At 72.3% G+C, this 22,994-nt stretch carries 25 protein-coding genes; 12 read left to right on the top strand and 13 right to left on the bottom strand.

All coding sequences use genetic code 11. From position 1 onward, the window contains the following. Positions 1–33: 33 nt before the first annotated feature. From ACPA54_RS00920 to ACPA54_RS00910, 3 genes are all read right to left on the bottom strand, one after another. Positions 34–873, bottom strand: coding sequence for a hypothetical protein (locus ACPA54_RS00920; protein ID WP_423525744.1), 840 nt, complete (start codon positions 871–873; stop codon positions 34–36). Then, positions 873–2,165, bottom strand: a complete 1,293-nt coding sequence (locus ACPA54_RS00915) for a VWA domain-containing protein (RefSeq protein ID WP_423525742.1) — start codon at positions 2,163–2,165, stop codon at positions 873–875. The genes ACPA54_RS00920 and ACPA54_RS00915 overlap by 1 nt, the downstream gene beginning before the upstream one ends. Positions 2,166–2,285: 120 nt before the next feature. Beyond that, on the bottom strand, positions 2,286–2,786 hold the full coding sequence (locus tag ACPA54_RS00910; RefSeq protein WP_423525741.1) for a methyltransferase family protein: 501 nt from the start codon (positions 2,784–2,786) through the stop codon (positions 2,286–2,288). Positions 2,787–2,978: 192 nt separating this feature from the next. Here ACPA54_RS00910 and ACPA54_RS00905 point away from each other — a divergent pair, with 192 nt between their 5' ends. From ACPA54_RS00905 to ACPA54_RS00890, 4 genes are all read left to right on the top strand, one after another. Continuing rightward, positions 2,979–3,770 (top strand): polysaccharide deacetylase family protein, encoded by a 792-nt coding sequence (locus ACPA54_RS00905; RefSeq protein WP_423525739.1) that lies wholly within the window; start codon positions 2,979–2,981, stop codon positions 3,768–3,770. 200 nt (positions 3,771–3,970) lie between these two features. Continuing rightward, positions 3,971–5,344 (top strand): DUF6421 family protein, encoded by a 1,374-nt coding sequence (locus ACPA54_RS00900; protein ID WP_423525737.1) that lies wholly within the window; start codon positions 3,971–3,973, stop codon positions 5,342–5,344. Positions 5,345–5,397: 53 nt separating this feature from the next. After that, positions 5,398–6,183, top strand: a complete 786-nt coding sequence (locus ACPA54_RS00895; RefSeq protein WP_423525735.1) for an SDR family NAD(P)-dependent oxidoreductase — start codon at positions 5,398–5,400, stop codon at positions 6,181–6,183. A 74-nt stretch (positions 6,184–6,257) separates the two neighbouring features. Continuing rightward, a complete protein-coding gene (locus ACPA54_RS00890; protein ID WP_423526859.1) occupies positions 6,258–7,319 on the top strand; it encodes a threonine aldolase family protein in 1,062 nt (353 codons plus the stop codon). Between the two features lie 44 nt (positions 7,320–7,363). Here ACPA54_RS00890 and ACPA54_RS00885 read toward each other — a convergent pair whose 3' ends face one another. Next, positions 7,364–7,768: a PPOX class F420-dependent oxidoreductase gene (locus ACPA54_RS00885; protein WP_345676364.1), complete on the bottom strand. Its 405-nt coding sequence runs from the start codon at positions 7,766–7,768 to the stop codon at positions 7,364–7,366. A 31-nt stretch (positions 7,769–7,799) separates the two neighbouring features. On the opposite strand from ACPA54_RS00885, the gene ACPA54_RS00880 reads away from it, so the two are divergent. The 3 genes from ACPA54_RS00880 to ACPA54_RS00870 all read left to right on the top strand — a co-directional run bounded on the left by ACPA54_RS00880 (position 7,800) and on the right by ACPA54_RS00870 (position 10,240). Continuing rightward, positions 7,800–8,180 carry a DUF952 domain-containing protein gene (locus tag ACPA54_RS00880; protein WP_423525734.1) on the top strand — a complete coding sequence of 127 codons (381 nt, stop codon included), beginning with the start codon at positions 7,800–7,802 and terminating at the stop codon, positions 8,178–8,180. Between the two features lie 230 nt (positions 8,181–8,410). After that, positions 8,411–9,376, top strand: a complete 966-nt coding sequence (locus ACPA54_RS00875; RefSeq protein WP_423525732.1) for a terpene synthase family protein — start codon at positions 8,411–8,413, stop codon at positions 9,374–9,376. Between the two features lie 123 nt (positions 9,377–9,499). Further along, the gene (locus tag ACPA54_RS00870) at positions 9,500–10,240 is read left to right on the top strand and encodes a hypothetical protein (RefSeq protein WP_423525730.1); all 741 of its coding nucleotides are present in this window, start codon (positions 9,500–9,502) and stop codon (positions 10,238–10,240) included. A 95-nt stretch (positions 10,241–10,335) separates the two neighbouring features. Here ACPA54_RS00870 and ACPA54_RS00865 read toward each other — a convergent pair whose 3' ends face one another. From ACPA54_RS00865 to ACPA54_RS00850, 4 genes are all read right to left on the bottom strand, one after another. Next, entirely contained in the window at positions 10,336–11,076 is a 741-nt protein-coding gene (locus tag ACPA54_RS00865; RefSeq protein ID WP_423525728.1) for a TetR/AcrR family transcriptional regulator, read from the bottom strand. Between the two features lie 118 nt (positions 11,077–11,194). Then, complete coding sequence (locus ACPA54_RS00860) at positions 11,195–11,704, bottom strand: carboxymuconolactone decarboxylase family protein (RefSeq protein ID WP_423525726.1); 510 nt, start codon at positions 11,702–11,704, stop codon at positions 11,195–11,197. 139 nt (positions 11,705–11,843) lie between these two features. Further along, positions 11,844–12,608, bottom strand: coding sequence for a bestrophin-like domain (locus ACPA54_RS00855; protein WP_345676370.1), 765 nt, complete (start codon positions 12,606–12,608; stop codon positions 11,844–11,846). A gap of 74 nt (positions 12,609–12,682) precedes the next feature. After that, complete coding sequence (locus ACPA54_RS00850; protein ID WP_423525724.1) at positions 12,683–14,098, bottom strand: family 2B encapsulin nanocompartment shell protein; 1,416 nt, start codon at positions 14,096–14,098, stop codon at positions 12,683–12,685. 248 nt (positions 14,099–14,346) lie between these two features. Between ACPA54_RS00850 and ACPA54_RS00845 the strand changes: the two genes are divergently transcribed. After that, positions 14,347–14,985, top strand: coding sequence for a hypothetical protein (locus ACPA54_RS00845; RefSeq protein ID WP_423525722.1), 639 nt, complete (start codon positions 14,347–14,349; stop codon positions 14,983–14,985). A gap of 82 nt (positions 14,986–15,067) precedes the next feature. Beyond that, positions 15,068–15,826: a bestrophin-like domain gene (locus ACPA54_RS00840; RefSeq protein ID WP_423525720.1), complete on the top strand. Its 759-nt coding sequence runs from the start codon at positions 15,068–15,070 to the stop codon at positions 15,824–15,826. 113 nt (positions 15,827–15,939) lie between these two features. Here ACPA54_RS00840 and ACPA54_RS00835 read toward each other — a convergent pair whose 3' ends face one another. The 3 genes from ACPA54_RS00835 to ACPA54_RS00825 all read right to left on the bottom strand — a co-directional run bounded on the left by ACPA54_RS00835 (position 15,940) and on the right by ACPA54_RS00825 (position 18,790). Then, the gene (locus ACPA54_RS00835; RefSeq protein WP_423525719.1) at positions 15,940–16,437 is read right to left on the bottom strand and encodes an Asp23/Gls24 family envelope stress response protein; all 498 of its coding nucleotides are present in this window, start codon (positions 16,435–16,437) and stop codon (positions 15,940–15,942) included. 131 nt (positions 16,438–16,568) lie between these two features. Then, entirely contained in the window at positions 16,569–17,135 is a 567-nt protein-coding gene (locus ACPA54_RS00830) for a hypothetical protein (RefSeq protein ID WP_423525717.1), read from the bottom strand. Positions 17,136–17,275: 140 nt separating this feature from the next. After that, positions 17,276–18,790, bottom strand: coding sequence for an MFS transporter (locus ACPA54_RS00825; protein ID WP_423525715.1), 1,515 nt, complete (start codon positions 18,788–18,790; stop codon positions 17,276–17,278). A 153-nt stretch (positions 18,791–18,943) separates the two neighbouring features. Here ACPA54_RS00825 and ACPA54_RS00820 point away from each other — a divergent pair, with 153 nt between their 5' ends. Then, complete coding sequence (locus tag ACPA54_RS00820) at positions 18,944–19,591, top strand: TetR/AcrR family transcriptional regulator (protein WP_423526857.1); 648 nt, start codon at positions 18,944–18,946, stop codon at positions 19,589–19,591. An 84-nt stretch (positions 19,592–19,675) separates the two neighbouring features. On the opposite strand, the gene ACPA54_RS00815 is transcribed toward ACPA54_RS00820, so the two are convergent. Further along, positions 19,676–20,662 carry a GlxA family transcriptional regulator gene (locus tag ACPA54_RS00815; protein WP_423525713.1) on the bottom strand — a complete coding sequence of 329 codons (987 nt, stop codon included), beginning with the start codon at positions 20,660–20,662 and terminating at the stop codon, positions 19,676–19,678. A 120-nt stretch (positions 20,663–20,782) separates the two neighbouring features. On the opposite strand from ACPA54_RS00815, the gene ACPA54_RS00810 reads away from it, so the two are divergent. After that, positions 20,783–21,604, top strand: coding sequence for a dienelactone hydrolase family protein (locus tag ACPA54_RS00810; protein ID WP_423525711.1), 822 nt, complete (start codon positions 20,783–20,785; stop codon positions 21,602–21,604). A 293-nt stretch (positions 21,605–21,897) separates the two neighbouring features. Continuing rightward, the gene (locus ACPA54_RS00805) at positions 21,898–22,023 is read left to right on the top strand and encodes a hypothetical protein (protein ID WP_423525710.1); all 126 of its coding nucleotides are present in this window, start codon (positions 21,898–21,900) and stop codon (positions 22,021–22,023) included. 21 nt (positions 22,024–22,044) lie between these two features. Here ACPA54_RS00805 and ACPA54_RS00800 read toward each other — a convergent pair whose 3' ends face one another. Further along, positions 22,045–22,761: a VIT1/CCC1 transporter family protein gene (locus ACPA54_RS00800; RefSeq protein WP_423526856.1), complete on the bottom strand. Its 717-nt coding sequence runs from the start codon at positions 22,759–22,761 to the stop codon at positions 22,045–22,047. Positions 22,762–22,994 lie beyond the last annotated feature (233 nt).

Genomic DNA, 22,994 nt, shown 5'->3' with positions numbered 1-22,994 from the left:
CATCGGCCCGGATCGGTGCCGATCAGTGCATGATCACCGGAACCAGCGGCGCGGATGCCGGGCGAACATGTAGCCGCCGACGCCCAGCAGCATCGCGGCGATGCCGGAGCCGACCGTCCAGACCCAGCGGCCGGTCGTGCCGGACAGCCAGCGGTCGTCGCCGTTGTCGAACCCGTCCATGGTCACCTTGCGGGTGTCCGCGACCTGGCCCGGCTGCAGCACCTGCCCGCCGCGCGTGATCGGCACCAGCGGTGCCTTGAGCGCGTCGTCCTGCCCGGCGTCGGGGCCGATGTCGCCGCCGCCCTCCGCGGAGAGTTCGAGCGTCACGTCGACCTTGAGGCCGACGTCCTTCTGCGACAGGTCCGTCGCGGCGACCCGCACGTAGTACGTGCCCGGCAGCGGGTCGGACGCCCACGCCTCGGACCACGGCCGGATCGTCCGCGGCCCGCAGTCCAGCTTCACCTCGGTCGCGGTCGGCGCCGCCGCGTTCTGCGGATGGCCGGCCGCGCACGGCTGGTGGCGGCGTATGCCGTCGAACACGTCGACCCGCCACGTCGACGCGGCGGCGCGCTGCGTCGGGAACTTCAGCGTCACCTTCGCGGTGACGTCCTGGCCGGACAGCGCCGGGAACGACCAGTACATGTACTCGCCGGTCGACGCGGTCGCGGTCGACGTCGAGTCCATCTCGGCCTTGCCCGCGGTGAGGAACGACGTCCCCGGAGCCGCGCCCTTGCCCGAACCGGACGAACCCGAAGAGGAGTCCGTCGGGCTCGACGACGGCGTCGAGGACGCCGCCATGGCCGGCGTCGCCGCCAGCGTCAGTGCCGCGGCCGCTACGGCGGCCCGTCGGAGCGTACGCGTGAACGAGCGCATCACACAGCCCTCCGCATGCCCGCGAAGAAGCGGACGATCCAGCCGAACAGCAGACCGCTGAGCAGGCCCACGCCCGCCAGCACGCCCAGGAAGATCCAGCCGCGCCCGAGCCCGTGCGTGTCCGACGCCTGCGCGTCCGACGCCGCCACCAGGTCGACCAGCAGCTCGACCGGCATACCCGGGGTCTTCGCGACCCCGCCCGCCGGGGCGTTGAACGCGGTGCTCACCATCAGGCAGGTGATCTTCGCGTCCTTCGCGTCCGGGGTGTCGTCGCCGTGCTTCGGCAGCGAATAGCGCAGACCCGCGGACTGGAGGTCCATCCGGCCGCTGCCCGCGTCCGTGTAGCGCGCCAGGTCGCGGCCGTCGTCGGTCACGGCGGTGATCGTCACGTCGTAGTCGCGGGCCACCGCGCGGTCGAGGCCGACCGTCGCCGACGCGCGCAGCTCCTGACCGGGCAACTGCGGCACCTTGTACCAAAGGTGCTGCTCGAACTCCTCGCGGTCGTTGTAGACGCCCGGGCCCAGCAGCGGCGCGTCCGCGCAGCCGTTCGGGCTGCCGTGCACCGGCGTCGGCGTCGTCACCTCGGCCGCGGTCACCACCGCGCGCTGAACCAACTGCTGGACGCGCTGCGAAAGTTCGGCCGCGTTGTTGGCCGACGTGTAGGTGCCGCCGGTCGCCCCCGCGATGCACGACAGCTGGTCGCGCGTCACGTCGTCCGGTACCAGGCCGAGCGTGTCGATGACCAGGTTCAGGCCCTGCGCGGCGAGTTCACGCGCGACCTGGCACGGGTCCGGCGGCGCGCACGAGTCCTCGCCGTCGGTGATGAGGATGATGCGGCGGCTGCCCTTGTCCTTGCCGAGGTCCTCGGCGGCCTTGCGCAGCGTCAGACCGATGGGCGTGTACCCGGTCGTCGGGCGCTGCGCCGCGACCGCGACCTTCATCGCGCCCTTGTCCGGCTTGCCGACCGGCGCGAGCTGCTGGGTCTCCTGGCAGCCGGCCTGCTGGTTGTTCCCCGGGTTGCCTTGGCCGAGCACCCGCAGACCGACCAGCGCCTCGTTCGGCAGCGCGTCCAGGATCTCGTTGAACGCCTTCTTGGCCGCGTCGATCCGCGTCTGCCCACCGGCGTCGTTCTTGTTCATGGACCCGCTGAGGTCCAGTACCAGGTCCACCTTCGGCGGCGGTGCGTCCCCGTTGTCGGGGTCGGCTATGGCCGGAGTGGCCCCGCCGAGCGCCGCGACCACGAGCAGAGTGCCCAGGCCCGCCGCGATCCGTCGTTTCCATGATGTCGTCACGGGGGAGGATCCTACGGATCATCACCACCCGCCCGCTGAGCGGCGGATGCCCCTGCGTCGGCCCGAACCGCCGTGCGGCGCCGGGTGCGTCGGCAAAACCTGGGCATCCGGGGGTAATTGTCATGGTTTCCGGGCGGGGCGCCGGGGTATCCACGCCGGTACGTCGGCCCGGTACTCGGCGTAATCCGCACCGAACTGACGGGACAGCGCGGGCTCTTCATAACCGCGTACGAACGCGGCGAAGAGCACGCACAACCCTGCGGCGTAGCCGATCAGCACCGGCCTCCACAGCAAAGCCGCTTGGCCGACGACTGCCGCGACGACGGCGAGGTACATCGGATTGCGGACGTACCGGTACAGTCCGCCGACGACGAGACGCGCGGTCGGCGCCACCGGCGCCGGGGTGCCCAACCCGTCGACGACGAACCGGCCGAACGCGTGCACGAGCACCGCCCCGGATGCCGCGAGCAGCACCGCGGCCGGTCCGCGCACCAGCCACCATGCCCCGTCCGCGTGACCGGTCCGCCAGCCGGTCAGCGCCCACGGCACCACGCCCGCCACCACGCCGGGTGCCAACGCGAAGAAGAGCGAACTTCCGGCCGCGGCAGTGATTTTCCTCATGAGGAGAGGGTGTCCGATCCCGACGCCTTGGGACAGATGCCCGGGGCGGCCCCGCCGCATGGCTCGACCCGCCTTACGGCTCGGCTGCGGGGGCGCCGGGTCGCCCGCCGCAGATGGTGGCCGCGGGTGGTTTCCCGGGCCACCACGCGTGTCTGCCCCGGCGGGTGCGCGCCCGCCCCATAGCGTCGGGGCATGGGGCTTGACCGACGCAGTGTCTTGAAGGGGGCCGCCGGGGTGGCGGCCGGAGTTGTGGCGACCGGGTGCGGGGACGGGGGTGACAAGAGCCCGGAGGCCGGCGGCGCGCCGACCGCGGGGAGTGCCCCGGCGCCGTCCAGTGCGGCACCGAGTGCGTCGGCGGCGGCGCCCGTGCGGCTGCCGGCGGAGGTGGGCCGGGCGGCGACCGGGCGTGCGGAGGTGGCGCTGACGTTCCACGGCCAGGGGGAGCCGGCGCAGATCGAGCGGCTGCTGGGAGCCGCCGAGCGGGGCGGCGCGAAGGTCACCGTGCTGGCGGTGGGGGCGTGGCTGGGGCAGCATCCGGCGATGGCACGGCGGGTGCTGGATGGCGGGCACGAGCTGGGGAACCACAGCGAGAACCACCTCGACATGCCGGCGATGGGCGAGGCGGAGGTCTACCGGGAGATCGAGGGGTGCGCGACCCGGCTGTCCGCGCTCACCGGGTCGATCGGGCGCTGGTTCCGGCCGTCCCAGACGCAGTACGCGAACGACGTCATCAAGGCCCAGGCTGCGCGCGCGGGGTACCCGACGGTGCTCTCGTACAGCCTGGACTCGCTCGACCACACCGACCCCGGCGCGGCGGCCGTGACCCGGAACGTGCTCGACCATGTACGGGCCGGGGACGTGGTGAGCCTGCACTGCGGACACGAGGGCACCATCGCCGCGCTGCCGGAGATCTTGGCGGGATTGCGCGCCCAGGGGCTGCGGCCGGTGACCGCGTCGGGGCTGTTCGCTCCGACGGGTGCGTAGCGCGGGCGCGCCGCCGCCGGGGGACGTTCACTGGGAGGAGCAGACCGCGCACGCTCCGGAAAGGCCGGAGCGTGTGGCGTGGTTTTGTCGGTCAACAGCCGATGAGACAACAAGAATCGTCGTCAAGCTCACTTGAAACCGAAGATTCTTCGGATTTATGATTCCCTAACGAGAATCTGTCGGTTTCCTTGCGAGGGGTCATGGTCACACCTACGACGCTGCGGCCCACGCGGGCGCACACCACCGAGTCGCCGTCGGCCGCCGCCCACCCGGCGTGGCCGAGGCTCAAAGCGGCCGTCGCCGAGCTGCGCACGATGCAGTCGGACGACGGTTCGCTCGACACCGCGGCGCAGGATCCGGACACCGCGCGCGCCTTGGTCGCGGACATCACCGCGGCGATCGGCGAGCTTGCCGAGTTGCTCCCGCACGACCGGGACTACCTCGACACCGTGGTGCGCGACTTCGGCGGGTGGGCCGACGGCGGGTTCGGCGTGCCGGACTTCCTCGACGCGCTGCTCGCGTTCCGCCCCGAGCGGGCCCGCCGCGACGGGCTGGAGCACCTGGTGGTGTTCCCGATGTACACGCAGAACGGCAACCCGGCGCGCAACGTCGAGGCCGTGCTGGTGCGCGTGGTCTGGCCCGAGTGGCTGGCCGCCCTGGAAGCCGAGCGGTACGACAACCCGATGTTCGTGCCGATCGCGTTCGAGGACTTCACCGACGGCTACGACACCGACTCGGCGGTGCTCTTCCCGGAGACCGTCGCGGTGCGCGAGGTGCCGCGGTTCACATGGGGCGGGATCTTCTGCGACCGCGAGGCCGCGCGCTTCCGCCGGGTCACCGCCGCCGCGGCGGACAGCCTGGGCCTGGAGCTGCCCGGCTACGCGCAGGAGCTGATCGGCGACCAGGCACGCGCGCAGGACGCGTTCGTCCTGTGGGACCTGATCCACGACCGCACGCACTCCCGCGGCCACCTGCCGTTCGACCCGTTCATGATCAAGCAGCGGCAGCCGTTCTGGATGTACGCGCTGGAAGAGCTGCGCTGCGACCTCACCGCGTTCCGCGAGGCCGTCGACCTGGAGAAGCAGGGCGTGGCCGCGGCCCGGCACGTGCAGTTCGCCGTGCTGGCCGACCGGCTGTTCCGCTTCCCGGTCACCGGCGGGCGGGTGCGCAACTACGACGGGCTCGGCGGGCAGCTGCTGTTCGCGTACCTGCACAAGGCGGGTGCGGTGGAGTGGCACGACAACAAGCTCACGGTGGACTGGCCGAAGGCCACCCAGGCGGTGATCGCACTCGGCGCCGAGGTCGACGAGCTGTACCGGCAGGGCGTGGACCGGTCGAAGGTGGCGCACTGGATCGCCGCGTACGACCTGGTCACCGCCTACGTGCCCGCGCATCCGGCGTCGGTGTGGGCCAAGGGCCCCGACGCGCTGCCGCTGGACGGCCCGCCCAAGGGCCTCGTCGACGCGGTGCTGCCCGACGAGTTCCCGCTGAGCATGTTCTACGAAGGCCTCAAGCGCCGGCTCGCGTCGGTGATCGCCTCGACCCGCGGCATCGTCGGCGACGCCGCGGCGTGACCCGGCACGCACCGCACTCAAGCCGTGCCGCACGAGAACCGAGAGAGAACGGTATGACTTCCGAATTCCCGGCCGCTCCCGACGTCCGTCTCCTCCCCGAAGGCTCGGTGATCGCCGTCGCCGGCGCGGGCGGCCCCGCCGGTCAGGCCGCCGTGGCGCGGCTGACGAAGGCGGGCGCGATCGTCGAGGCGGCGGACGCGAACCAGGACCGGCTCGACGCGTCCGTCGCGCTCGCCGCCGACGCCCGCGCCTACGGCAAACTCGTCGACCTGACCGACCCCGCGGACACCCGCCGGTGGGCCGAGGAGGTCGAACGGCGGCACGGCCGGATCGACGGCCTCGTGCACCTCGTCGGCGGCTGGCGCGGCGGCAAGGTCTTCGCCGACAACACGCTCGAAGACTGGGACTTCCTGCACAAGCTGCTCATCCGCACCGTGCAGAACACCTCGCTGGCCTTTCACGACGCGCTCGCCCGCGCCCCGCACGGCCGGTTCGTGCTGATCTCCGCGACCGCGGCCGGCAAGCCCACCGCGGGCAACGCCGGCTACGCGGCGGCGAAGGCCGCGGCCGAGGCGTGGACGCTCGCGATGGCCGATTCGTTCCGCAAGGCCCGCACCGTCGGTACGCCGCGCGAAGATGGAGACGCGGTGGCTTCCGACGGCCCCGCGGCCGCGATCCTGGTGGTCAAGGCCCTCGTGTGGGACGCGCTGCGTGCCGAGAAGCCCGACGCCAAATTCCCCGGCTACACCGACGTGGCCGACCTCGCCGAGGAAATCGCCGCCCTGTGGGACCGTCCCAACGACGACGTGAACGGAAAGCGCCTGTGCCTGACGCAGTAACCCCGGAGACCCCGGAAACCTCCCCCCGCACGGCCGCCGAGGAGGACCAGAACCGCGGCCCGGAGTACACCCCCATACCGGCGACGTCCGCGGTACGCCACCACGACCCGGGCGTCCGCGGCTTCGCCAGCGACAACTACGCCGGCGTGCACCCGGAGGTCCTCACCGCCGTCGCGCTGGCGAACGGCGGCCACCAGGTGTCCTACGGCGAGGACGCCTACACCGCCCACCTCCAGGACGTCTTCCGCGCGCACTTCGGCCCCACCGCGCACGTCTACCCGGTCTTCAACGGCACCGGCGCCAACGTCGTCGCCCTGCAGGCCGTCACCGACCGGTGGGAATCGGTGATCTGCGCGGACACCGCGCACATCCACGTCGACGAATGCGGCGCCCCCGAGAAGGTCGGCGGGCTCAAGCTGCTGCCCGTGCCGACCCCGGACGGCAAGCTCACCCCGGAACTGGTCGACCTCCAGGCGTGGGGCTGGGGCGACCAGCACCGCGCCCAACCGCGCGTCGTGTCCCTCGCGGAGAGCACCGAACTCGGCACCGTCTACACGCCCGAGGAGATCGCCGGGATCTGCCGGCACGCCCACGACCACGGCATGCTCGTGCACCTGGACGGCGCGCGGCTGGCCAACGCGGCGGCGACGCTCGGCGTGCCGCTGCGCGCGCTGACCACCGACGCGGGCGTGGACGTGCTGTCGTTCGGCGGCACCAAGAACGGCCTGATGTTCGGCGAAGCCGTCGTCGTGCTGAACCCCGACGCGGTCAAGGGCATCGACTACCTGCGCAAGCTGTCGATGCAGCTCACGTCGAAGATGCGGTTCCTGTCCGTGCAGTTCGAGGCGCTGCTGGCGGGCGACCTGTGGCTGCGCAACGCCGGGCACGCCAACGCGATGGCGACGCGGCTCGCGGACGCGGTGCGCGGCGTCCCGGGCCTGGAGATCACCCGGCCGGTGCAGTCGAACGCGGTCTTCGCGGTGCTGCCGCGCGAGGCGACCGAGCGGCTGCAGAAGCGGTTCCGGTTCTACACGTGGAACGAGCACACCGGCGAGGTCCGCTGGATGACGTCGTTCGACACCACCGAGGCGGACATCGACGCGTTCGCGGCCGGGATCCGCGAAGAACTCGGCTGACCCGGCCCAGCGGAGCGTGCCGCGGGACGGCCCCGGCCGGCGGGTCAGCCGGTCGGGGTCAGTTCCAGGCCGACGGTGCCCGTCCGGCCGCGGCGCAGCACGCTGGCCTGCACGGTCAGCCAGCCGGTCAGGCCGTACTTCTTCTTGATGAGGCGGCGCACGCGTTCGCCCCCCGCGTCGTCGAGGACCCGGCCGGTGCCCGCGACGCCGGACGACAGCGGGGCGCCCTTGAACGTGCATTCGGCGAGTTCGACCCGCGGGTCGTTGCGCAGCCGCCGCACCTTGGCCGTGCCGGTCACCGTCCACACGACGAGCGACGCACCGTCGCGGGCCACCCAGACGGGGGTGGGCACCGGGCTGCCGTCCTTGCGGTAGGTGGTCAGGAGCAGATACTTCGCCGCACCGAGCCGGGCCACGTGCCGCTCGATCTCCGCCGGGTCCAATGCCATGAGCGGAACCCTACGCCGTTAGGCTCCCCTCATGGACCCTGCCGCGATCTACAAGCTCCTGCCCGCGGAAGAGTGGGAATCCGCCCAAACCGCAGGCGTGTTCGCGGGTTCCGAGGTGGACGCGCGGGACGGGTTCATCCACTTCTCCACGGCCGCCCAGGTCGAGGAGACCGCACGCCGGCACTTCGCCGGACGGACCGGCCTCACCCTCCTCGCGGTCGACCCCGCGGCGCTCGGCCCGGCCCTGCGCTGGGAGGTGTCGCGCGGCGGCGCGGAGTTCCCCCATCTGTACGCCGGACTTCCGGTGGCCGCCGTCACCCGTGCGGTGGAACTCTCCGACGCGCTGCTCGGCCAGGACGGCGGCCCGGCGCGTGCCGTCGCCGCGGCCCTCGAGGCCCTACGACAGGGCTGACTCGGGACCGGGCCGACCGGGGGCCGGGCCGATCAGGCTGATCGGGCTGATCGGGCTGATCGAGCCGGTAGGGCTGATCGGGGCGGACGCTCGCACCCGGTGCCCCCGTTGCGCCGGCCGGGTGGATCCGGCCGCGCGCCCGTTTGGTTTCCCGGGCCGGGTGGGACAGCCTTGCGCATGACCTGGCCCAAGACCGTGCAGGCCGTGCCGCGCCGGGCGGGGTGCTAGCGGTGCCCCGCGGCGACATCGCCTCCCTCGTCGCCGAAGCCGTCGCCCACGCGGACGTGCGCTGCGGGCGGCCGCCCGCGCACCCGGACGCCGCGGCCGCGGCGATCGAGACCCGCCTGTGGGCGCAGCGCGTCGGCCTGCACCCGGCCGCCGAAGGCGGATCCGTGGACCGCACGTTCCCGATCGCACCCGTGGCCGACGCACTGCACGACGCCCCGCTCGGCGCGCTCCGCATCGCGAGCCTGTTCGCCGCGTGGCTCGGCGTGCTCACCGAACGCGCCGAGACGTCCGGCTGGGAACCCGCCTACACCGCCTCCCTCGTGGGGGTCCTGCGCGACGGCTACACCACCGGTGCCGACGCGCTGCACTTCGCGCTGACCGACCTGTACGAGCGGATCACCGTCGTGGACGGCGCCGCTCTGCTGCCCGAACTCGCCGACGCTCTCGACCGGCACGCGGCGGCCTGCCGGCGTGAGCAGGAGTGGCGGGCCGCCGACACCGTGCCGCCGCTCGCCGAGTTCCTCGACAACCTGGCCGATCGCACCCCGCTGCCGCTGTACGCGACGCTGCACCGCCTGGACCCGCGGCTCGGCGGACCGTCCGCGCCGCCCGCGCCCGGCGTCGCGCCCCTGCACGAACTCGCCGCACTGCTCAGCGGCGTCGACGCCGACCTGGCCGGCTACCGGCAGGCCGTCGAGACCGGGCGGCTGACGCTGGTCGCGGTGCTGATGCGGGAGTACGGCTATTCGGTGCCCGCCGCTTTCCAGAGCGGCATGGTGCTGTTCGGCGCCTGGAAGACCCAACTCGACCACGGCATCCGGGAGATCGAACACCTGACCGGTGTCCCGGCGAGCACCGTGCGGCAGGCCCACGCGGCCTGCGACTGGGCATGCGCGCTGCACCGCCGTACCGCGGCGCTGGCCCGCGGCGACGCCGCCGCGATGTCCGCGGCCGCGGCCGTGGGCTGAACCGGACGGCACCCGGCCTGCAGTCCGAGGCCACCCGTCCGGTCGCTCGACCGGTCACCCGGTCGGCGACCCGGCCGGCCGTCCGGTACCGAAATCCCGTGACCGTCCGCCGGGGAGACGCTCGTGAACGTGCACATCACCGCCGACGACGCCCGCATCACCCTGCTGTGGATGCTCGTCGCGTTCATCGCGACGTTCGCCATCACCCGGCTCGTCGTGCACCTGATCCGGTCGGGGCGCGGGCCGTTCGGCAACGTCGAGGTCGGCAGCGTGCACGTGCACCACCTGGTGCCCGGCATCTTCCTGATGATGATCTCCGCGACGATCGGCTTCACCCTCGACCCGCACGGCGCCGGCCACATCGTCACCGCCTGCGCGTTCGCCGTCGGCGCCGCGCTCACCCTCGACGAATTCGCGCTGTGGCTGCACCTCGACGACGTGTACTGGACCCAGGAGGGCCGCCAGTCCGTCGACGCCGTCGTCTACGCCGCGGGGCTCGGACTGTTCCTCTTCGTCGGCTCCAACCCCTTCTCGCCCGACAAGGGGGAGAGCCGCGGCGGGTGGGCGGTGTCGATCGTGATCACCCTGGTCTTCGCCCTCGTCGCGGTCTTCAAGGGACGGTACTTCCTCGGCGTCGCCGGAATCGTCGTGCCGTTCCTCGCCCTCGTCGGCGCGCTGCGCCTCGCCCGGCCCCACTCGCCGTGGGCCCGCCGGTTCTACAAGCCCGGCAGCGCCAAACTCGCCAAGGCGGAAGCCCGCGCGGCACGGCGCGCGGGGGACCGGGCGCAGCGGTGGATCAACGCCATCGCGGGACGCCCGGACCCGCCGTCGGAGCCGCCGAAGCCGCCCGCCGACGGCACCTGACCCCCGAGAGCACATGACCGCCGAGAGCACATGACCGGCGACAGCACATGACCGGCGGAATCGCGTGACCGGCGGGATGTCGCGGCCAGGGGAGTTCAGGACGCCGGCACCGCGTACGCGGCCAGGAACACCTTGATGCCGGACTCGACCATGCGCCGCACGGTCTCCTCGGGCAGCGGGACGTCCGGCTGGAACGTGCGGATCAGCTGCGGGACGCCCACGGTCAGCGCGGTGAGCTGCTGCGAGGCCAGGTCCGGGTCGTCCATCCGCAGGACGCCGCGCTCGATCAGGAACTCGAACGTGGCGGCCATCTCGGTGTTGAACCAGGACGGCCCGAGCCGGTGCCACAGGTGCCCCAGCTGCGGGAACCGGTCGACCTCGCCGATGACCAGGCGGCGTAGCCGCAGCACGGCGTCGTCGGTGACGGTGACGGCCATCGCCAGGCCGAGGCGGTGGAACCCGCCCGCCACGTCGTCGGTCGCCCGCAGCTCCGCGAGCGGCTCCACGAGCGGCGCGAAGGACGTGGGCAGGGTGCCCGCGATCACCGCGAGGAACAGGCGCTCCTTGTTGCCGAAGTGGTTGTAGATCGTCGGCTTGGACACGCCGGCCTTCGCGGCGATCGCGTCGACGGACGCCGCGGTGTAGCCCTCGTCGAGGAACACCGCGAGCGCCGCGGCGATGATCGCGGCCCGCTTGCGCTGCGACGCGTTCACGGGCTCGGCGAGCACCGGGATGCCGAACTCGTCGACGGCTCCGTGCGGAGACCGATCGGTGGAGCCGGAGCCGGAGCCGGAGCCGGTGGAGCCGGATGTGCCGGAGGGGGGAGTGGGCGCCATGCGCTCATCATAAACTGAACGGTGTGGTTCAGTTCCCTGCGGTTCGGTTCCGGGTAGCTCGTTTCCCGGGGGTTCGGTCCCGCCGGGCCCGGTTTCCGCCGGCCCGGTTCCGGCCCGTTCAGCTCTCCGCGCCGGTCACCACCAGGTCGCCGCTGCCGTCGAAGGTGATGTTGCACGCCTGGTCGAGGCCGAGGACCTGCATGAACCGGCCGAGCGCCAGGTACTTGCCGGCGACCAGGGTCAGGTCGACGATGCCCGGCGCGGTCAGATGCCCGGTCAGGCGCTCCAGCAGGTCGTCGTCGATCCGCGCGGAGTCGGTGGCGAAACGCTCGGCGAACTCCAGCGCGGCCTTCTCCGCCGGGGTGAACAGGTCGCTGTCGGCATAGTCGGCGACCGCGGCCAGCTGCTCCTCGCTCGCGCCCCAATCCGCGTTGCGCCAGTTGAGGCACACCACGCATTCGTTGATCACCGCGATGCGCATGCGGACCAGCTCGTGCAGGCGGCGGTCGAGACGGCTGCGCGCCACCGCGGTCTCGTACGCCATGACCGCGTCCGCGAAGTGCGGCACGAGGGTCAGCGCCCGCATCACCTCGGGCCCGTCGCCGTCCGGGATCTCGATCCGTGCCATCGGTGCCTCCAAGGTGCTTGCGCGTCTGTGCCGTTGTCCGGACGGTAAGTGACGGCTCGTCAGGTTGCAAGGCGGGTCGGCGCCCCGCCGGACGCGCGGCGAGGGCGCCCGGGGACACCGGGCGCCCTGCGTTTCGGCACTACATCGTCCGCGGTGGTGGCAGGCGGTCGAGGAACACTTCGAAGGCGGTGGGATCGATCTTGGTGACCCCCGCGAACGGGAAGTCCATCTCCTTGATGACCACCAGCGACACCACCACCAGTCCCGTGAGCATGAGGACCATGACGGTGTGCGAGAGCGTGTTCGACAAGCCGAAGAGGAAGGTGAAGCCGACGGTGAGCACGGCGCCGGCGATCAGGGCGACCCACAGGAGCGCGGGCACGTCCTCGTCGACTTGGTTGAGGCGTTCGCGGCGGGCGGAGGCGAGGTTCTCCAGGTGGTCCACCGCGTTGTGGTAGAGCACCGCCTCACGCTCGTTGCCCGGCGCGTAGGACATGACCCCGGCGCGCAGCTTGTACACCAACTGCGTCGCCGCGGGACTGGACTTGTGGTCCTTCATCAGCGGCCACTCCTGGTGCATGACCGTCTGCGCGTACTGCAGCGTCTGCTGCTCCAGCTCCGCACCGAGCGGCAGCGGGAGTTCCCGCGACACCCAGTACAGGCCGGCCAGCTCGTCCGCTTCCCGGAACGTCGTCTTGCGGGCCGCGTCGTGGTTCTCCCACACCGCGATCACCACGAACGCGAGCAGCACCGCATACAACACCCCCACCGCGGCGAAGATGAACCCCGCCACGTCGTTGTGCCGTTCACGCAGCGGATGCGGGACGAAACGTTGCACCACATAGATGCACGCGGCTACGCCGACCAGCGAGCCGACGATGATGAGGATGTCCGACCAACTCAAGGCAGCGCCCCCTGGCGGTACGGGGGTACGGCCGGGACACCCCGGCCGTACCCCGAATGTCGGCCGCTCGGCCGTTAGTCGCGCGGCCGCGCGATCTCGACGTTCTCCAGGACCCCGATCGCGTCCGGCACCAGCACCGCCGCCGAGTAGTACGCGCTCACGAGGTACGAGATAACGGCCTTCTCGTTGATCCCCATGAACCGCACCGACAGGCTCGGCTCCACCTCGTCCGGCAGGCCGGTCTGGTGCAGGCCGATCACGCCCTGGTTGTGCTCGCCGAGCCGCATCGCGATGATGCTCGACGTGTGCCCGTCGGTGATGGGGATCTTGTTGCACGGCAGCACCGGCACCCCGCGCCAGGCCGGCACCTGGCTGCCCTGCAGGTCGACGGTGGCCGGGTAGAGCCCGAGCCGGCTGCACTCGCGCCCGAACGCCGCGATGGTGCGCGGATGCGCCAGGAACAGCGACGTGTCGCGGCGGCGGCAGAGCAGCTCGTCCATGTCGTCCGGGGTCGGCGGACCATGGTGCGTGTGGATCCGCTGCTCGTGGTCCGCGTTGTGCAGGAGGCCGAACTCCGCGTTGTTGACCAGCTCGTGCTCCTGGCGTTCGCGCAACGCCTCGATGGTGAGCTTCAACTGCTGCTCGATCTGGTTCATCGGCTGGTTGTAGAGATCCGCGACCCGGCTGTGGATGCGCAGCACGGTCTGCGCGACGCTCAGCTCGTACTCGCGCGGCGACAGCTCGTAGTCCACGAACGTGCCGGGCAGGTCGATCTCGCCCTCGTGGCCCGCGGACATCTCGATCGCCGCTTCGCCGTGCTTGTTCGTGGACTGCTGGGCGCTGGCGAGGAACTGGGCGATCTGGACGAGGAGTTCGGGAGACTGGTCGACCAGTGACTGGAACTGTGCGCGCGGCAGGACCATGAGGGTGCCGGACGTGACCGCGGTCGCCGCGTACGCCCAGCGGGCGTCGTCGTCGACGAGGGCCTCGTCGCCGAAGTGGTCGCCGTCCGCGAAGACGCCCAGCACGGTCGTGTCGCCGTACTTGCCCTCGCCCATCTTGTTGATCTTGCCGTGCGCGACCAGGAACACCTGGTCGACCGGGCTGCCCGCCTCGGTCAGCACGTCGCCCGCGGCGAACTCGCGCTGGGTGAAGCGGGCGGCCAGCGCGGCGAGCACGCCTTCGTCCTCGAAGCCGCGCAGCAGCGGGAGTTCGCGCAGTGTCGGCGGCACCACCTGGACGTTGTCGGCGGTCTGCGCGAAACTCACCCGGCCGCGGCCGACGGCGTACGTCAGCCGGCGGTTGACCCGGTACGTGCCGCCCGCGACCTGCACCCACGGCAGCATCCGCAGCAGCCAGCGCGAGCTGATGCCCTGCATCTGCGGTGCGGACTTGGTTGTCGTCGCAAGGTTCCGCGCCGCGGCCGTGCCGAGACTCTGCTGCCCGTCGGCGCCGTCCGCCTCGATGTCGTAACCCGCATCGACCGTCATCAGTCATGCCTCCCCTGAACAGCCGGGCCCGGGAATTCGGGCCGGCGCCAACCATCCTGGGAGTGGGGACGAGGGTGATCAATTACTCGAAAGTGTGTGACTAGAACGCCGAAATCCGGTGAACGTGAGTCCCTGCTCTCCGTGTTGCCGGAGTCGGCGAACCGGGGTTCCGTTCCGCGTATGACACGAACGGGGTATCTTGCCGCGAACTCGTTCCCGCCACCCCGTTGGTCGCGCACGCTGAGGGCATGGTTCTCCCGCTCTTCGCCCTGCCGGTGCCGCCGCCGTGTGACGTCACGACCGTGGTCGTCCGCACCCTCGACGCGGCGCCCCTGCTCGGCGAAGCGCGGTGCTGCGCCTGCTCGGGCGCGGCCAACTCCCGCCCCAAGCCGCCGCCTTCGCCGGCCGCGAGGCCGACGGCGGTGCCCGGCCCCGGCATCACGATCATCCAGCAGAGCAACACCGGCAACGGCTCCGGTGCCGTCAACCAGAACAACACCGTCAACCTCGCCCCGACGCGCGCTCCGGCCAAACCGCCGCCGCCGACTCCGCGGGCCGCCACGACACCCCCGCCGAAGCCGAAGCCGACCCCGGCGCCCAGCCGCACCCCGGCCCCGCCCCCGGCGACGAAGGCCCCGACCCGCGCGCCCGCGTCGCCGACTCCCGAAGCGACCACGCCCGCGGTCGAGTTGCCGATCGTGCCGGTCCAAGAGGTCCTCCCACCGGGGCGCGTTGCCAAGCGCCCGGAGCCCGAGGAAACCGCCGGCCCGTGGGACCTCATGTCGTGGCTCGGCTTCACCCTGCTCCTCGCCATCGTCCCCGCCGCGCTCGCCGCAATGGGCCGCGGCGGCGACAGCCGCGGCCGCGGAACGCACCGCCAGGGCTGACGAACCCGCCCCACCACCACCGTCGGCCGGTCGGCCGTCCGGTCATCCCGCCCTGCCCTGCACGACCCTTTCGGAGGCCTCAGTGCTCATCGCCCTGCTCTGGATCGCCTGCACCCTGTTCGGTGCCGCGCTGGCGGTCGGCGCCGCCTTGTGGCTCGGGCGCAGCGAGCGCAGCCGCGACGGGTCGTTCAACCCGCAGGCGGTGGGCTTTGCGGGCAGCGTCGTGCTGTCGGCGTTCATCCTGGTCACCGGCTTCCTCATCGTCGGCGGCTGGTCGCTCCAGTCCACGGTGCGGGGGCATGCGCACGACGAGGCCCGCGTCCTGGCGAAGGTCTACTCGCGGGCGGGCGACCTCGCCCCGCAGGACCGGGACGTGATCCGGGCGCGCATCACCGACTACACCCGCACCGTCATCGACGTCGAGTGGCCCGACCTGGCCCGGCACCAGGCGTCGCCCACCGCGTGGCGGCGGCTCGACGCCGTGCAGGCGGCGTTCAACAGCATCCCGAAGGAACGCCGCGGCGAAGCCTACGACGCCACCGCCGCGGCCCTCGACGACCTCTATGTCAAGCGCTACGCCCGCCTCGCCGACGTCGACTCGGTCGCGCCCGACGTGCTCCTCGTTGCCATGGTCGTGGCGGGCATCCTGGTGCTCGTCTACCCGCCGCTGGTCGGCATGACCGTCAACCCGCGCAACGTCGCCCTGCTCGGATTCGCGGGCGCCGTGGTCGGGTTCGGCATCCTCTTCGTCTTCCAGCTCCGCGATCCGTTCACCGCACCGCTCAACGTCGGCCCGTCCGCCTTCAAGGACGCGCTGGCGCGCTACACCCAGCTCGCCTAGGCCGGGTGCACCTCGGCACGGGCGCGGCTGTCGGCCGGCCCCGGAACGCGCGGAACGCTCGGCCGGTTTCCCGGCCGAGCGTCCCTGCCGCCGAGCGGCCCGACTCACCGTGGCTACTGGAGCTGTCGGGCCGATGCGTTGTCGTCGTGCTCGATGTGGACGTCGTCCACGGCGATGTTCACCTCGACGACCTCGAGGCCCGTCATGCGCTCCAGGGACTCGATGACGTTTCCGCGCACCTCGTTCGCCAAGTGGGCGATCTCCACGCCGTATTCCACGACCAGGTCCAGGTCGACCGCGCACTGCTTCTCGCCGACCTCGACGTTGACGCCCTGGGCGACGTTGCGCTTGGCGCCCGGGATGCGCTGGCGCACCGCGCCCAGCGCCCGGGACGCCCCGGCGCCCATGTCGTGGACGCCGTGCACCTCTCGCGCCGCGATGCCCGAGATCTTCGCCACCACGCTGTCCGCGACGGTCGTGCGGCCGCGGTCCGAGGCGAGCGCGAACGGTTCGGTGGTGCCGGCCTCGCGACGCTGCAGTGCGTTGCCCGCCGCCCGTTCCGCGGGGCGCCCCTGCTCTTTGGCCTTGCCGGTGGTGCTTCCGTCGTCCATCAACGTTTCTCCTCCCGGAGGGGCATCTTGATTCACCGCTGCCCGGGTCCTCGGCACTTATGCAGGGCCGGACAGCATCGGCCGCCCGTGGATATCCCTGCGCAACGCCACCTGGGGACAAGAGAGTTCATTTACCCACCAGGGGTGACAAGTCCCTCGGCTGTGCCGCCGCCGAGCAGCCGGACGGCGAGGCGGCGCTGCGCCGCGACGAGCAGCGCGACCAGCGGCAGCACCACGGCACCGGTGAGCAGACCGACCCCGAAGTGTGCCGCCCACGCTCCGGCCATCGTCGGCCCGCCCCAGGACCCGGAGACGTCGTTGCCCCATTCGGCCAGCGGATAGCAGACTCCGCGGGCCAGGAAGAGCGCCCAGAACACCCCCGCGAGCACCGCCGACAGGATCTGCAGCGGCAGCGCCGCCACGCTGTGGGCGGTGCCGTGGACGAAGCGTCCCCTGCCGGACGCCTCGGGGATCTCCGCATCGAGCAGCCGCACCGCCAAGCGGCGCTGCCATCGGTAGCCGACGGAACGACCGACCAAAAGCAGGGGCAGCGCGGCCAAGCCGACCGCCGGCGCAGTGAGTGCGTAGGCCGAAGTGCGCCAGCTGTAGGCGCCCCGCAGCCGGGCGAAGCCGTGCGGGCGAGTGTCGGCACCCGGCGGGGTCACGTGTGCGGGATTGGTGGTGGGAAGCGCGGTCATGGGGGACTCCCGTCGGCGGCAACCGGTCGTTCCGGTCTGCCACCAACGACAGTAGGAATCGGGCGTACGACGGCACGTCACACTGCGGAGCCGTTCTCCACCCCCTACCGCGGTAGGGGGTGGCCCGCTGCCGCCGTCACTCAGGCAGGCTCCCTGGCCGCCATGTGCTCGGCCGCCCCTTCCTCGGTCTCCTCTTCCTCGGCCGCCGGTTCTTCGACCGTGTGGGAGTTGGTGAGGCTCAGGGCGCCGCCGGCCGCTATCAGGCCGACGACGGCGGCGAGCAGGGCGTAGGCGATGCGCTCGCCGTGGAAGAACGAGTCGACGAGGTCGCTGCTCCACACGCCTGCCGGGAGCTGGGTGGTGACGAGTGCGGCGATCAAGGTGCCCACCATCGCGGTGCCGACGCTGGAGCCGACCTCCTGGGCGGTGTCGTTGAGCGCGGTGCCGATGGACGTGCGGTTGCTCGGCATGGCTTCGACGAGGGCGACGGCGCAGATGGTCATCACGGTGCGCAGCCCCACGGTCATGAGCACCATGCACGCCGCGATGACGGCGTACCCGTGCTCGACGCCCCAGGCCAGGCCCGCCAGTGCCCCGGCCAGGCAGGCCGCGCCGACCAGGCAGGCGATGCGGTGGCCGAAGCGGCGGGCGAGCCACTCGGACAGCGGGGTCGCGAGGAGCATCGTCACGATGATCGGGAGATTGGCGAGGCCGGCCCGCACCGGGCTCCACCCGTAGGCGTACTGGAAGTGGAGGATGAGCCCGAACATCACGCCGGCCATCGCGATGGACGTGCCCATCTGCGCGATGGTCGCGCCGCGCACGGTGCCGTTGCGGAAGAGGCTCAGATCCAGCATGGGGGCGGCGCTGCGGCGTTCGTGCCCGATGAAGGCGAGAGCGGCCACGAGGGCGCCCGCGACCGAGGCAAGGGTGGGGGCGGAGAGCCAGCCGTGCTCGACGCCGCTGGTCAGCGCGTAGCAGGCGAGTCCGATGGCGGCGACGCTCAGGACCGCGCCGGGCACGTCGAGCTTGTCCCGGGTCAGGTCCTCCGGCCGGTCGGCCGAGACTCCGAGCCGGACGCCGATGAAGGCGATGAGCGCGATCGGGGCGTTGACGACGAGCAGCCACTCCCACCGCACGTGGGCCAGCGCGGTGCCGCCGAGCAGCGGCCCGAGGACGAAGCCGGACATGCCGACGACGATCATCACCGTCATGGCGCGCATCCGCAGGGCCTTGTCGTCGAACAGGCGGAACACCAGCGAGTTCGTGATGGGGGCCATTGCGGCCGCGGCTATGCCGAGGGCTGCCCGCAAGGCGATGAGCTGGCCGGCGGTGGTGACCCACACGACGCACAGGCTCAGGGCGCCGAACACGACCAGCCCGGTGAGCAGCACCCGGCGGCGGCCGAGCCGGTCGGCCATCGACCCCGCCGTGAGCAGCAGACCGCCGAAGGTCAGCGAGTACGCGCCGGTGACCCACTGCAGCGCGGTGGTGCCGCTGCCGAGGTCGCGGCCGATGGTGGGCAGGGCGATCGACAGCAGCGTGTTGTCGACCATCTCGACGAAGAACGCCAGGCAGAGCGCTGCCAGGGGTATCCACGCCGCGCGTAGGGACGGGTAGGTGCGTGGTGGAGCCGAGAGCGTGGTTGTGGCCATGGCTGCCCTCCGATCGAACGTGGTACGAATATCGAACACTGTACGATCAGGTACAGTAGAACAACGTTCGATATGACGCAAACACGAGAGGCCGGAGCCATGCCACGCCCCCAGACCCGCGCCGGCGAGGGACGCCGCCGGGCTTCGCACTCGATGGAATCCGTCCTCGCCGAGGCGGCGGCCCTGCTCGACGAGGCCGGTCCGTCGGCGCTCACGTTCCGGGCGCTCGCCGCGCGTCTCGGCGGCGGCGCCGCCAGCATCTACTGGTACGTCGCGAACAAGGACGAGCTGCTCGACCGCACCACCGACTACGTGATCGGCGACGTCCTCGCCGCCATCGAAAAGCTGCCGCCCACCGGCGACCCGATCGAGGACCTGCGCGCGATGGGCTTGACGCTGTTCGACGCCATCGTCGAACGGTCCTGGCTGGCCGCCTACTTCATGCGGAATTCCGACGTCCAGGGCAACGCGCTGCGCCTGTACGAGAAGCTCGGTCAGCCGACCCTCCGCCTGGACCTGACCGCGAGGCAGAGGTTCCACGCGGTGTCGGCCGTCGTGGGGGTCGTCGTCGGCTCCGCCATCGACCTGGGCCGCGAGCTGCCGGAGGGCTTCCTCGACAGCGGAGTGAAACGGGACGACTTCCTCGGGCACTATGCCGGAGCCTGGCGGGAACTCGACCCCGAGGAATACCCGTTCGTCCACGAGATCGTCGACGAGTTCGACGGCCACGACGACGTCGAGCAGTTCCGCGCCGCGCTGGAGCTGACGCTGACGGGCCTCCGCCGGCAAGCCGGCGCCTGAACCCGAGCCTGAACCAGAGCCTGAAGCAGAGCCTGAACCGGCGCCCCCGGAGCCTGGGCAGGAGCCTGAACCGGCGCTATCCCGTCACCCGGGTCCGCCCCCGCGCCGGAACCTCGCCCGGTACTCCCCGGGCCCCCGCCCGGTATGCCGCGCGAACACCCGGCCGAAGCTCCCCGGCGTCCGGTACCCGACCTCGGCCGCGATCGCCGCGACCGTGCGGTCGGTCGTCTCCAGCAACTGCCGGGCCCGGCGCACCCGCGCCGTATGCAGGTAGGTCAGCGGCGTCTCGCCCGTCTCGGCCCCGAAACGCCGCAGCATCGTCCGGGTGCTCACATGGAACGCCGCGGCGAGCGCCGGCAGGTCGTACCGGTCGGCCAGCCGGCGGTCGAGCCACCGCCGCACCTCGTGCGCGAAGTCCCCGCCCGCCGGGGGCAGCAGCGCCGTGTCGACGTACGGCGTCTGCCGCGACCGCGCGTCGTCGAGGAGCGCGACCCGGGCGGTGCCGCGCGCGACCCGCGGACCGGCGTAGGTGCCGACCAGCCCCAACGCGAAGTCGTACATCGCGCTGAACGCCCCGGTCGTCGTCACGCCGCCGTCCGTCACCACCAACTCGTCCGCACACACCCGCACATCCGGGTACCGCCCGGCCAGCCGGTCCGCGAACAGCCACGACGTCGTGGCCCCCCGGCCCGCCAGCAATCCCGCCTCGGCGACCAGGAACGCACCCACGCAGATCGCCGCGACCGCACCCCCCGATTCGGCCTGCGCGCGGATTCCCGCGATCTCCGGGGCGAGCCCGCCGAGGAACGCCCCGATGTCGAGCCCCGGCGCCCACGCGAACCCCGGCACGACCAGCACGTCGACCGGCCGCATCGCGGCCACGTCCAGCGCGGCACCGCCGGATGCCGCGACCCGCCGCCGCGGCGACACGACGTGGACCTCGTACGACCGCCGCGCATCGCCGTACCCGGACGCCACATGCCCCGCCATCGTCAGCAGGTCCGGCACGCCGAACACCTCGGACGCGAAGCACTCGGGATAGGCCAGGACACCCACCCGCACGAGATCCACAGGCCACCCTCCCGGCCGCCGTCGCACGGCGCGATCGCCACGCTGCGTGGCGAGATCGACGTACTGCATGGCGATACCGCCACTCCCGCCCGAGCGTAGCAACCGGCCACGATCGCTCCCATGACCCGCTCTCACACCGACCTCGACGACCCGCTGGCCGACTTCACCCGCACCACCGTGACCGTCGACGGCGTCGCCAAGACCGTCCATGTCACCGGATCCGGTCCCGCCGTCGTCCTCATGCCGGAGATGCCGGGGATCAGCCCCGACGTCGCCCGGTTCGCCCGCTGGATCCGCGACGCGGGCCTCTCGGTGTACGTGCCGTCGCTGTTCGGCACCGACGGCGCCTACCCCGCCGCCGACGCCGGCGCGGCCGTGCTGCGCCGCGCCTGCGTGAGCGCCGAGTTCCGGGTGCTCGCCGGAAGCGGCACCAGTCCCGTGGCCGCCTGGCTCCGCGGCCTCGCCCGCTTCGCCCATGCGGAACGCGGCGGCCCCGGGGTCGGCGCGATCGGCATGTGCTTCACCGGCAACTTCGCACTGACCATGGTCCTGGAACCCGCGGTGATCGCCCCGGTCGTCAACCACCCGTCACTCCCGCGCGACGACCCCGCGGCCTTGGAGATCGGCGACGACGACGCCGCGGCCGTGGCCGCGCGGGTCGCGCGCGACGGCCTGAAGGTGCTCGCCTACCGTTTCGAGAACGACGCGTTCTGCACCGGGCAGCGGTTCGCCGCCTACCGGGCGCTGCTGGGCGACGCGTTCGACGGCCGCGTGCTCCCCGAGGACGCGGCGAACCCGGAGCCGCCGCCGTTCTTCCGCGACGTCGTCGGCTGCGCGCACAGCGTGGTCACCGCGCACTTCGTCGACGAAGCGGGCCACCCGACGGTGCGGGCCCGCGACGAGATCCTGGCGTTCCTGGCCGAGCGGCTCAAGGCGGAGTGACGGTACGGCGCGGTGGGCTGCCGACAGCGGGGTGGGGGGGCCCCGCCCGGGGGGCGGGGGGGGGGGTGGGGTGCGGGGGGCCGGGCGCCCGGGCGGGGGCGTTGGCCCTGGGGGGGGTTTTCTTCCGGGGGGGGGGGGGGGGGCGCCCCCCGGGGGGGGGGCCCCCCCGGGCGGGGCTGCGGTCGGCCCACCGGCTCGGGAGCGCGTCCCGGGTTCCGGTCGTCGGCGGACCGGAACCCGGGGCTTGGTCACGTCAGGTGCTGCACCGCGCGGTAGGCGGCGTCGAACGCGGCGTGCGTGTAGCCGAAAGCCTCGGCGTCCGAGTTCGCGGTGTCCGCGCCGTCGAAGGCGTGGTCTCCACCGGCGCGACCGCGATCGTCGAGACCACGAAATGGGTGTACGCCCCGGACTTCGCGTAGGCCGCGTCCGCAGGGGCTCGGCTACACGCCGGAGACGTGCAGCAGCGCGCCCGTCGCGTACGTCACGGCCATGGCCAAGCCGCCGCCCGCCACGTTCCGGACCACCGCGACCCCGGGCGGCGATCCGCCCATCCGCGCGCTCGACCACCCGCAGAGCAGCAGCGCGGTGAGCGACGACACGACCGTCACCGGCACCCGCCAGTCGTGCGGCGGCAGCAGGATCGCCAGGAGTGGCAGGAGCGCGCCGACGGCGAACGACCCGAAGCTGGCCAGAGCGGCTTCCCAGGGGTTGGTCAACTCGTCCGGGTCGAGCCGCAGTTCGGTTTCCGCGTGGGCGGCGAGGGCGTCGTGGTGGGTGAGGGCGACGGCGACCTCGCGCGCCAGGTCGTCGGGCAGGCCCTTGGCGATGTAGGCGTCGGTGAGTTCGGTGAGTTCGGCGTCCGGGTCCTCGGCGAGTTCGCGCCGTTCGCGTTCGATGGCGGCGCGTTCGGCATCGCGTTGCGTGCTGACCGACACGTACTCGCCCGCGGCCATCGACAGCGCGCCCGCGAGCAGCCCGGCGAGGCCCGCGGTGAGGATCGCCGACTGGGATCCTTCGGCGCCCGCGACACCGAGGACGAGGCCGGCCGTCGACACCACGCCGTCGTTGGCGCCGAGGACGGCGGCGCGCAGCCAGTTGAGCCGGGACGCGAGGCCTTCCGGGGGGTTCCCCGCGGTCGGGACGAGCTGTTCGGCCATTCGGGTCACGCCCGATCCGCGGCCGGGCGCGTCGCTGCCGGACACGGCCGTTCCGCCACCGCGCCACCTCCGTACCGCGCTCGCGCCCCAGGAGAATTGTCACGTACCACGGCTCTCACTGGATCACAGAAAGCGCTTGCGCACCACCGGGGGGTTGGGGCGATGGTGGCCGCGACTACGCTGCGACGCGCAGTACCGCGCGGTGTCGCGTCCCCCGACCCGGAACGGAGCAT

The sequence above is a fragment of the Uniformispora flossi genome (assembly GCF_049534875.1).
Taxonomy (GTDB): domain Bacteria; phylum Actinomycetota; class Actinomycetes; order Streptomycetales; family Streptomycetaceae; genus Yinghuangia; species Yinghuangia aomiensis.
The sequence above is the reverse complement of the archived record's forward strand: the minus strand, read 5'-3'. Positions and strand labels throughout refer to the sequence as shown.

Coding starts and splice junctions, on each gene's coding strand:
- ACPA54_RS00830 (WP_423525717.1), bottom strand. CDS start 17,135: ATGACCGCGCTTCCCACCACCAATCCCGCACACGTGACCCCGCCGGGT.
- ACPA54_RS00860 (WP_423525726.1), bottom strand. CDS start 11,704: ATGGCACGGATCGAGATCCCGGACGGCGACGGGCCCGAGGTGATGCGG.
- ACPA54_RS00810 (WP_423525711.1), top strand. CDS start 20,783: ATGACCCGCTCTCACACCGACCTCGACGACCCGCTGGCCGACTTCACC.
- ACPA54_RS00825 (WP_423525715.1), bottom strand. CDS start 18,790: ATGGCCACAACCACGCTCTCGGCTCCACCACGCACCTACCCGTCCCTA.
- ACPA54_RS00845 (WP_423525722.1), top strand. CDS start 14,347: ATGGTTCTCCCGCTCTTCGCCCTGCCGGTGCCGCCGCCGTGTGACGTC.
- ACPA54_RS00835 (WP_423525719.1), bottom strand. CDS start 16,437: ATGGACGACGGAAGCACCACCGGCAAGGCCAAAGAGCAGGGGCGCCCC.
- ACPA54_RS00850 (WP_423525724.1), bottom strand. CDS start 14,098: ATGACGGTCGATGCGGGTTACGACATCGAGGCGGACGGCGCCGACGGG.
- ACPA54_RS00900 (WP_423525737.1), top strand. CDS start 3,971: ATGGTCACACCTACGACGCTGCGGCCCACGCGGGCGCACACCACCGAG.
- ACPA54_RS00885 (WP_345676364.1), bottom strand. CDS start 7,768: ATGGCATTGGACCCGGCGGAGATCGAGCGGCACGTGGCCCGGCTCGGT.
- ACPA54_RS00820 (WP_423526857.1), top strand. CDS start 18,944: ATGGAATCCGTCCTCGCCGAGGCGGCGGCCCTGCTCGACGAGGCCGGT.
- ACPA54_RS00905 (WP_423525739.1), top strand. CDS start 2,979: ATGGGGCTTGACCGACGCAGTGTCTTGAAGGGGGCCGCCGGGGTGGCG.
- ACPA54_RS00800 (WP_423526856.1), bottom strand. CDS start 22,761: ATGGCCGAACAGCTCGTCCCGACCGCGGGGAACCCCCCGGAAGGCCTC.
- ACPA54_RS00895 (WP_423525735.1), top strand. CDS start 5,398: ATGACTTCCGAATTCCCGGCCGCTCCCGACGTCCGTCTCCTCCCCGAA.
- ACPA54_RS00920 (WP_423525744.1), bottom strand. CDS start 873: ATGCGCTCGTTCACGCGTACGCTCCGACGGGCCGCCGTAGCGGCCGCG.
- ACPA54_RS00910 (WP_423525741.1), bottom strand. CDS start 2,786: ATGAGGAAAATCACTGCCGCGGCCGGAAGTTCGCTCTTCTTCGCGTTG.
- ACPA54_RS00880 (WP_423525734.1), top strand. CDS start 7,800: ATGGACCCTGCCGCGATCTACAAGCTCCTGCCCGCGGAAGAGTGGGAA.
- ACPA54_RS00865 (WP_423525728.1), bottom strand. CDS start 11,076: ATGGCGCCCACTCCCCCCTCCGGCACATCCGGCTCCACCGGCTCCGGC.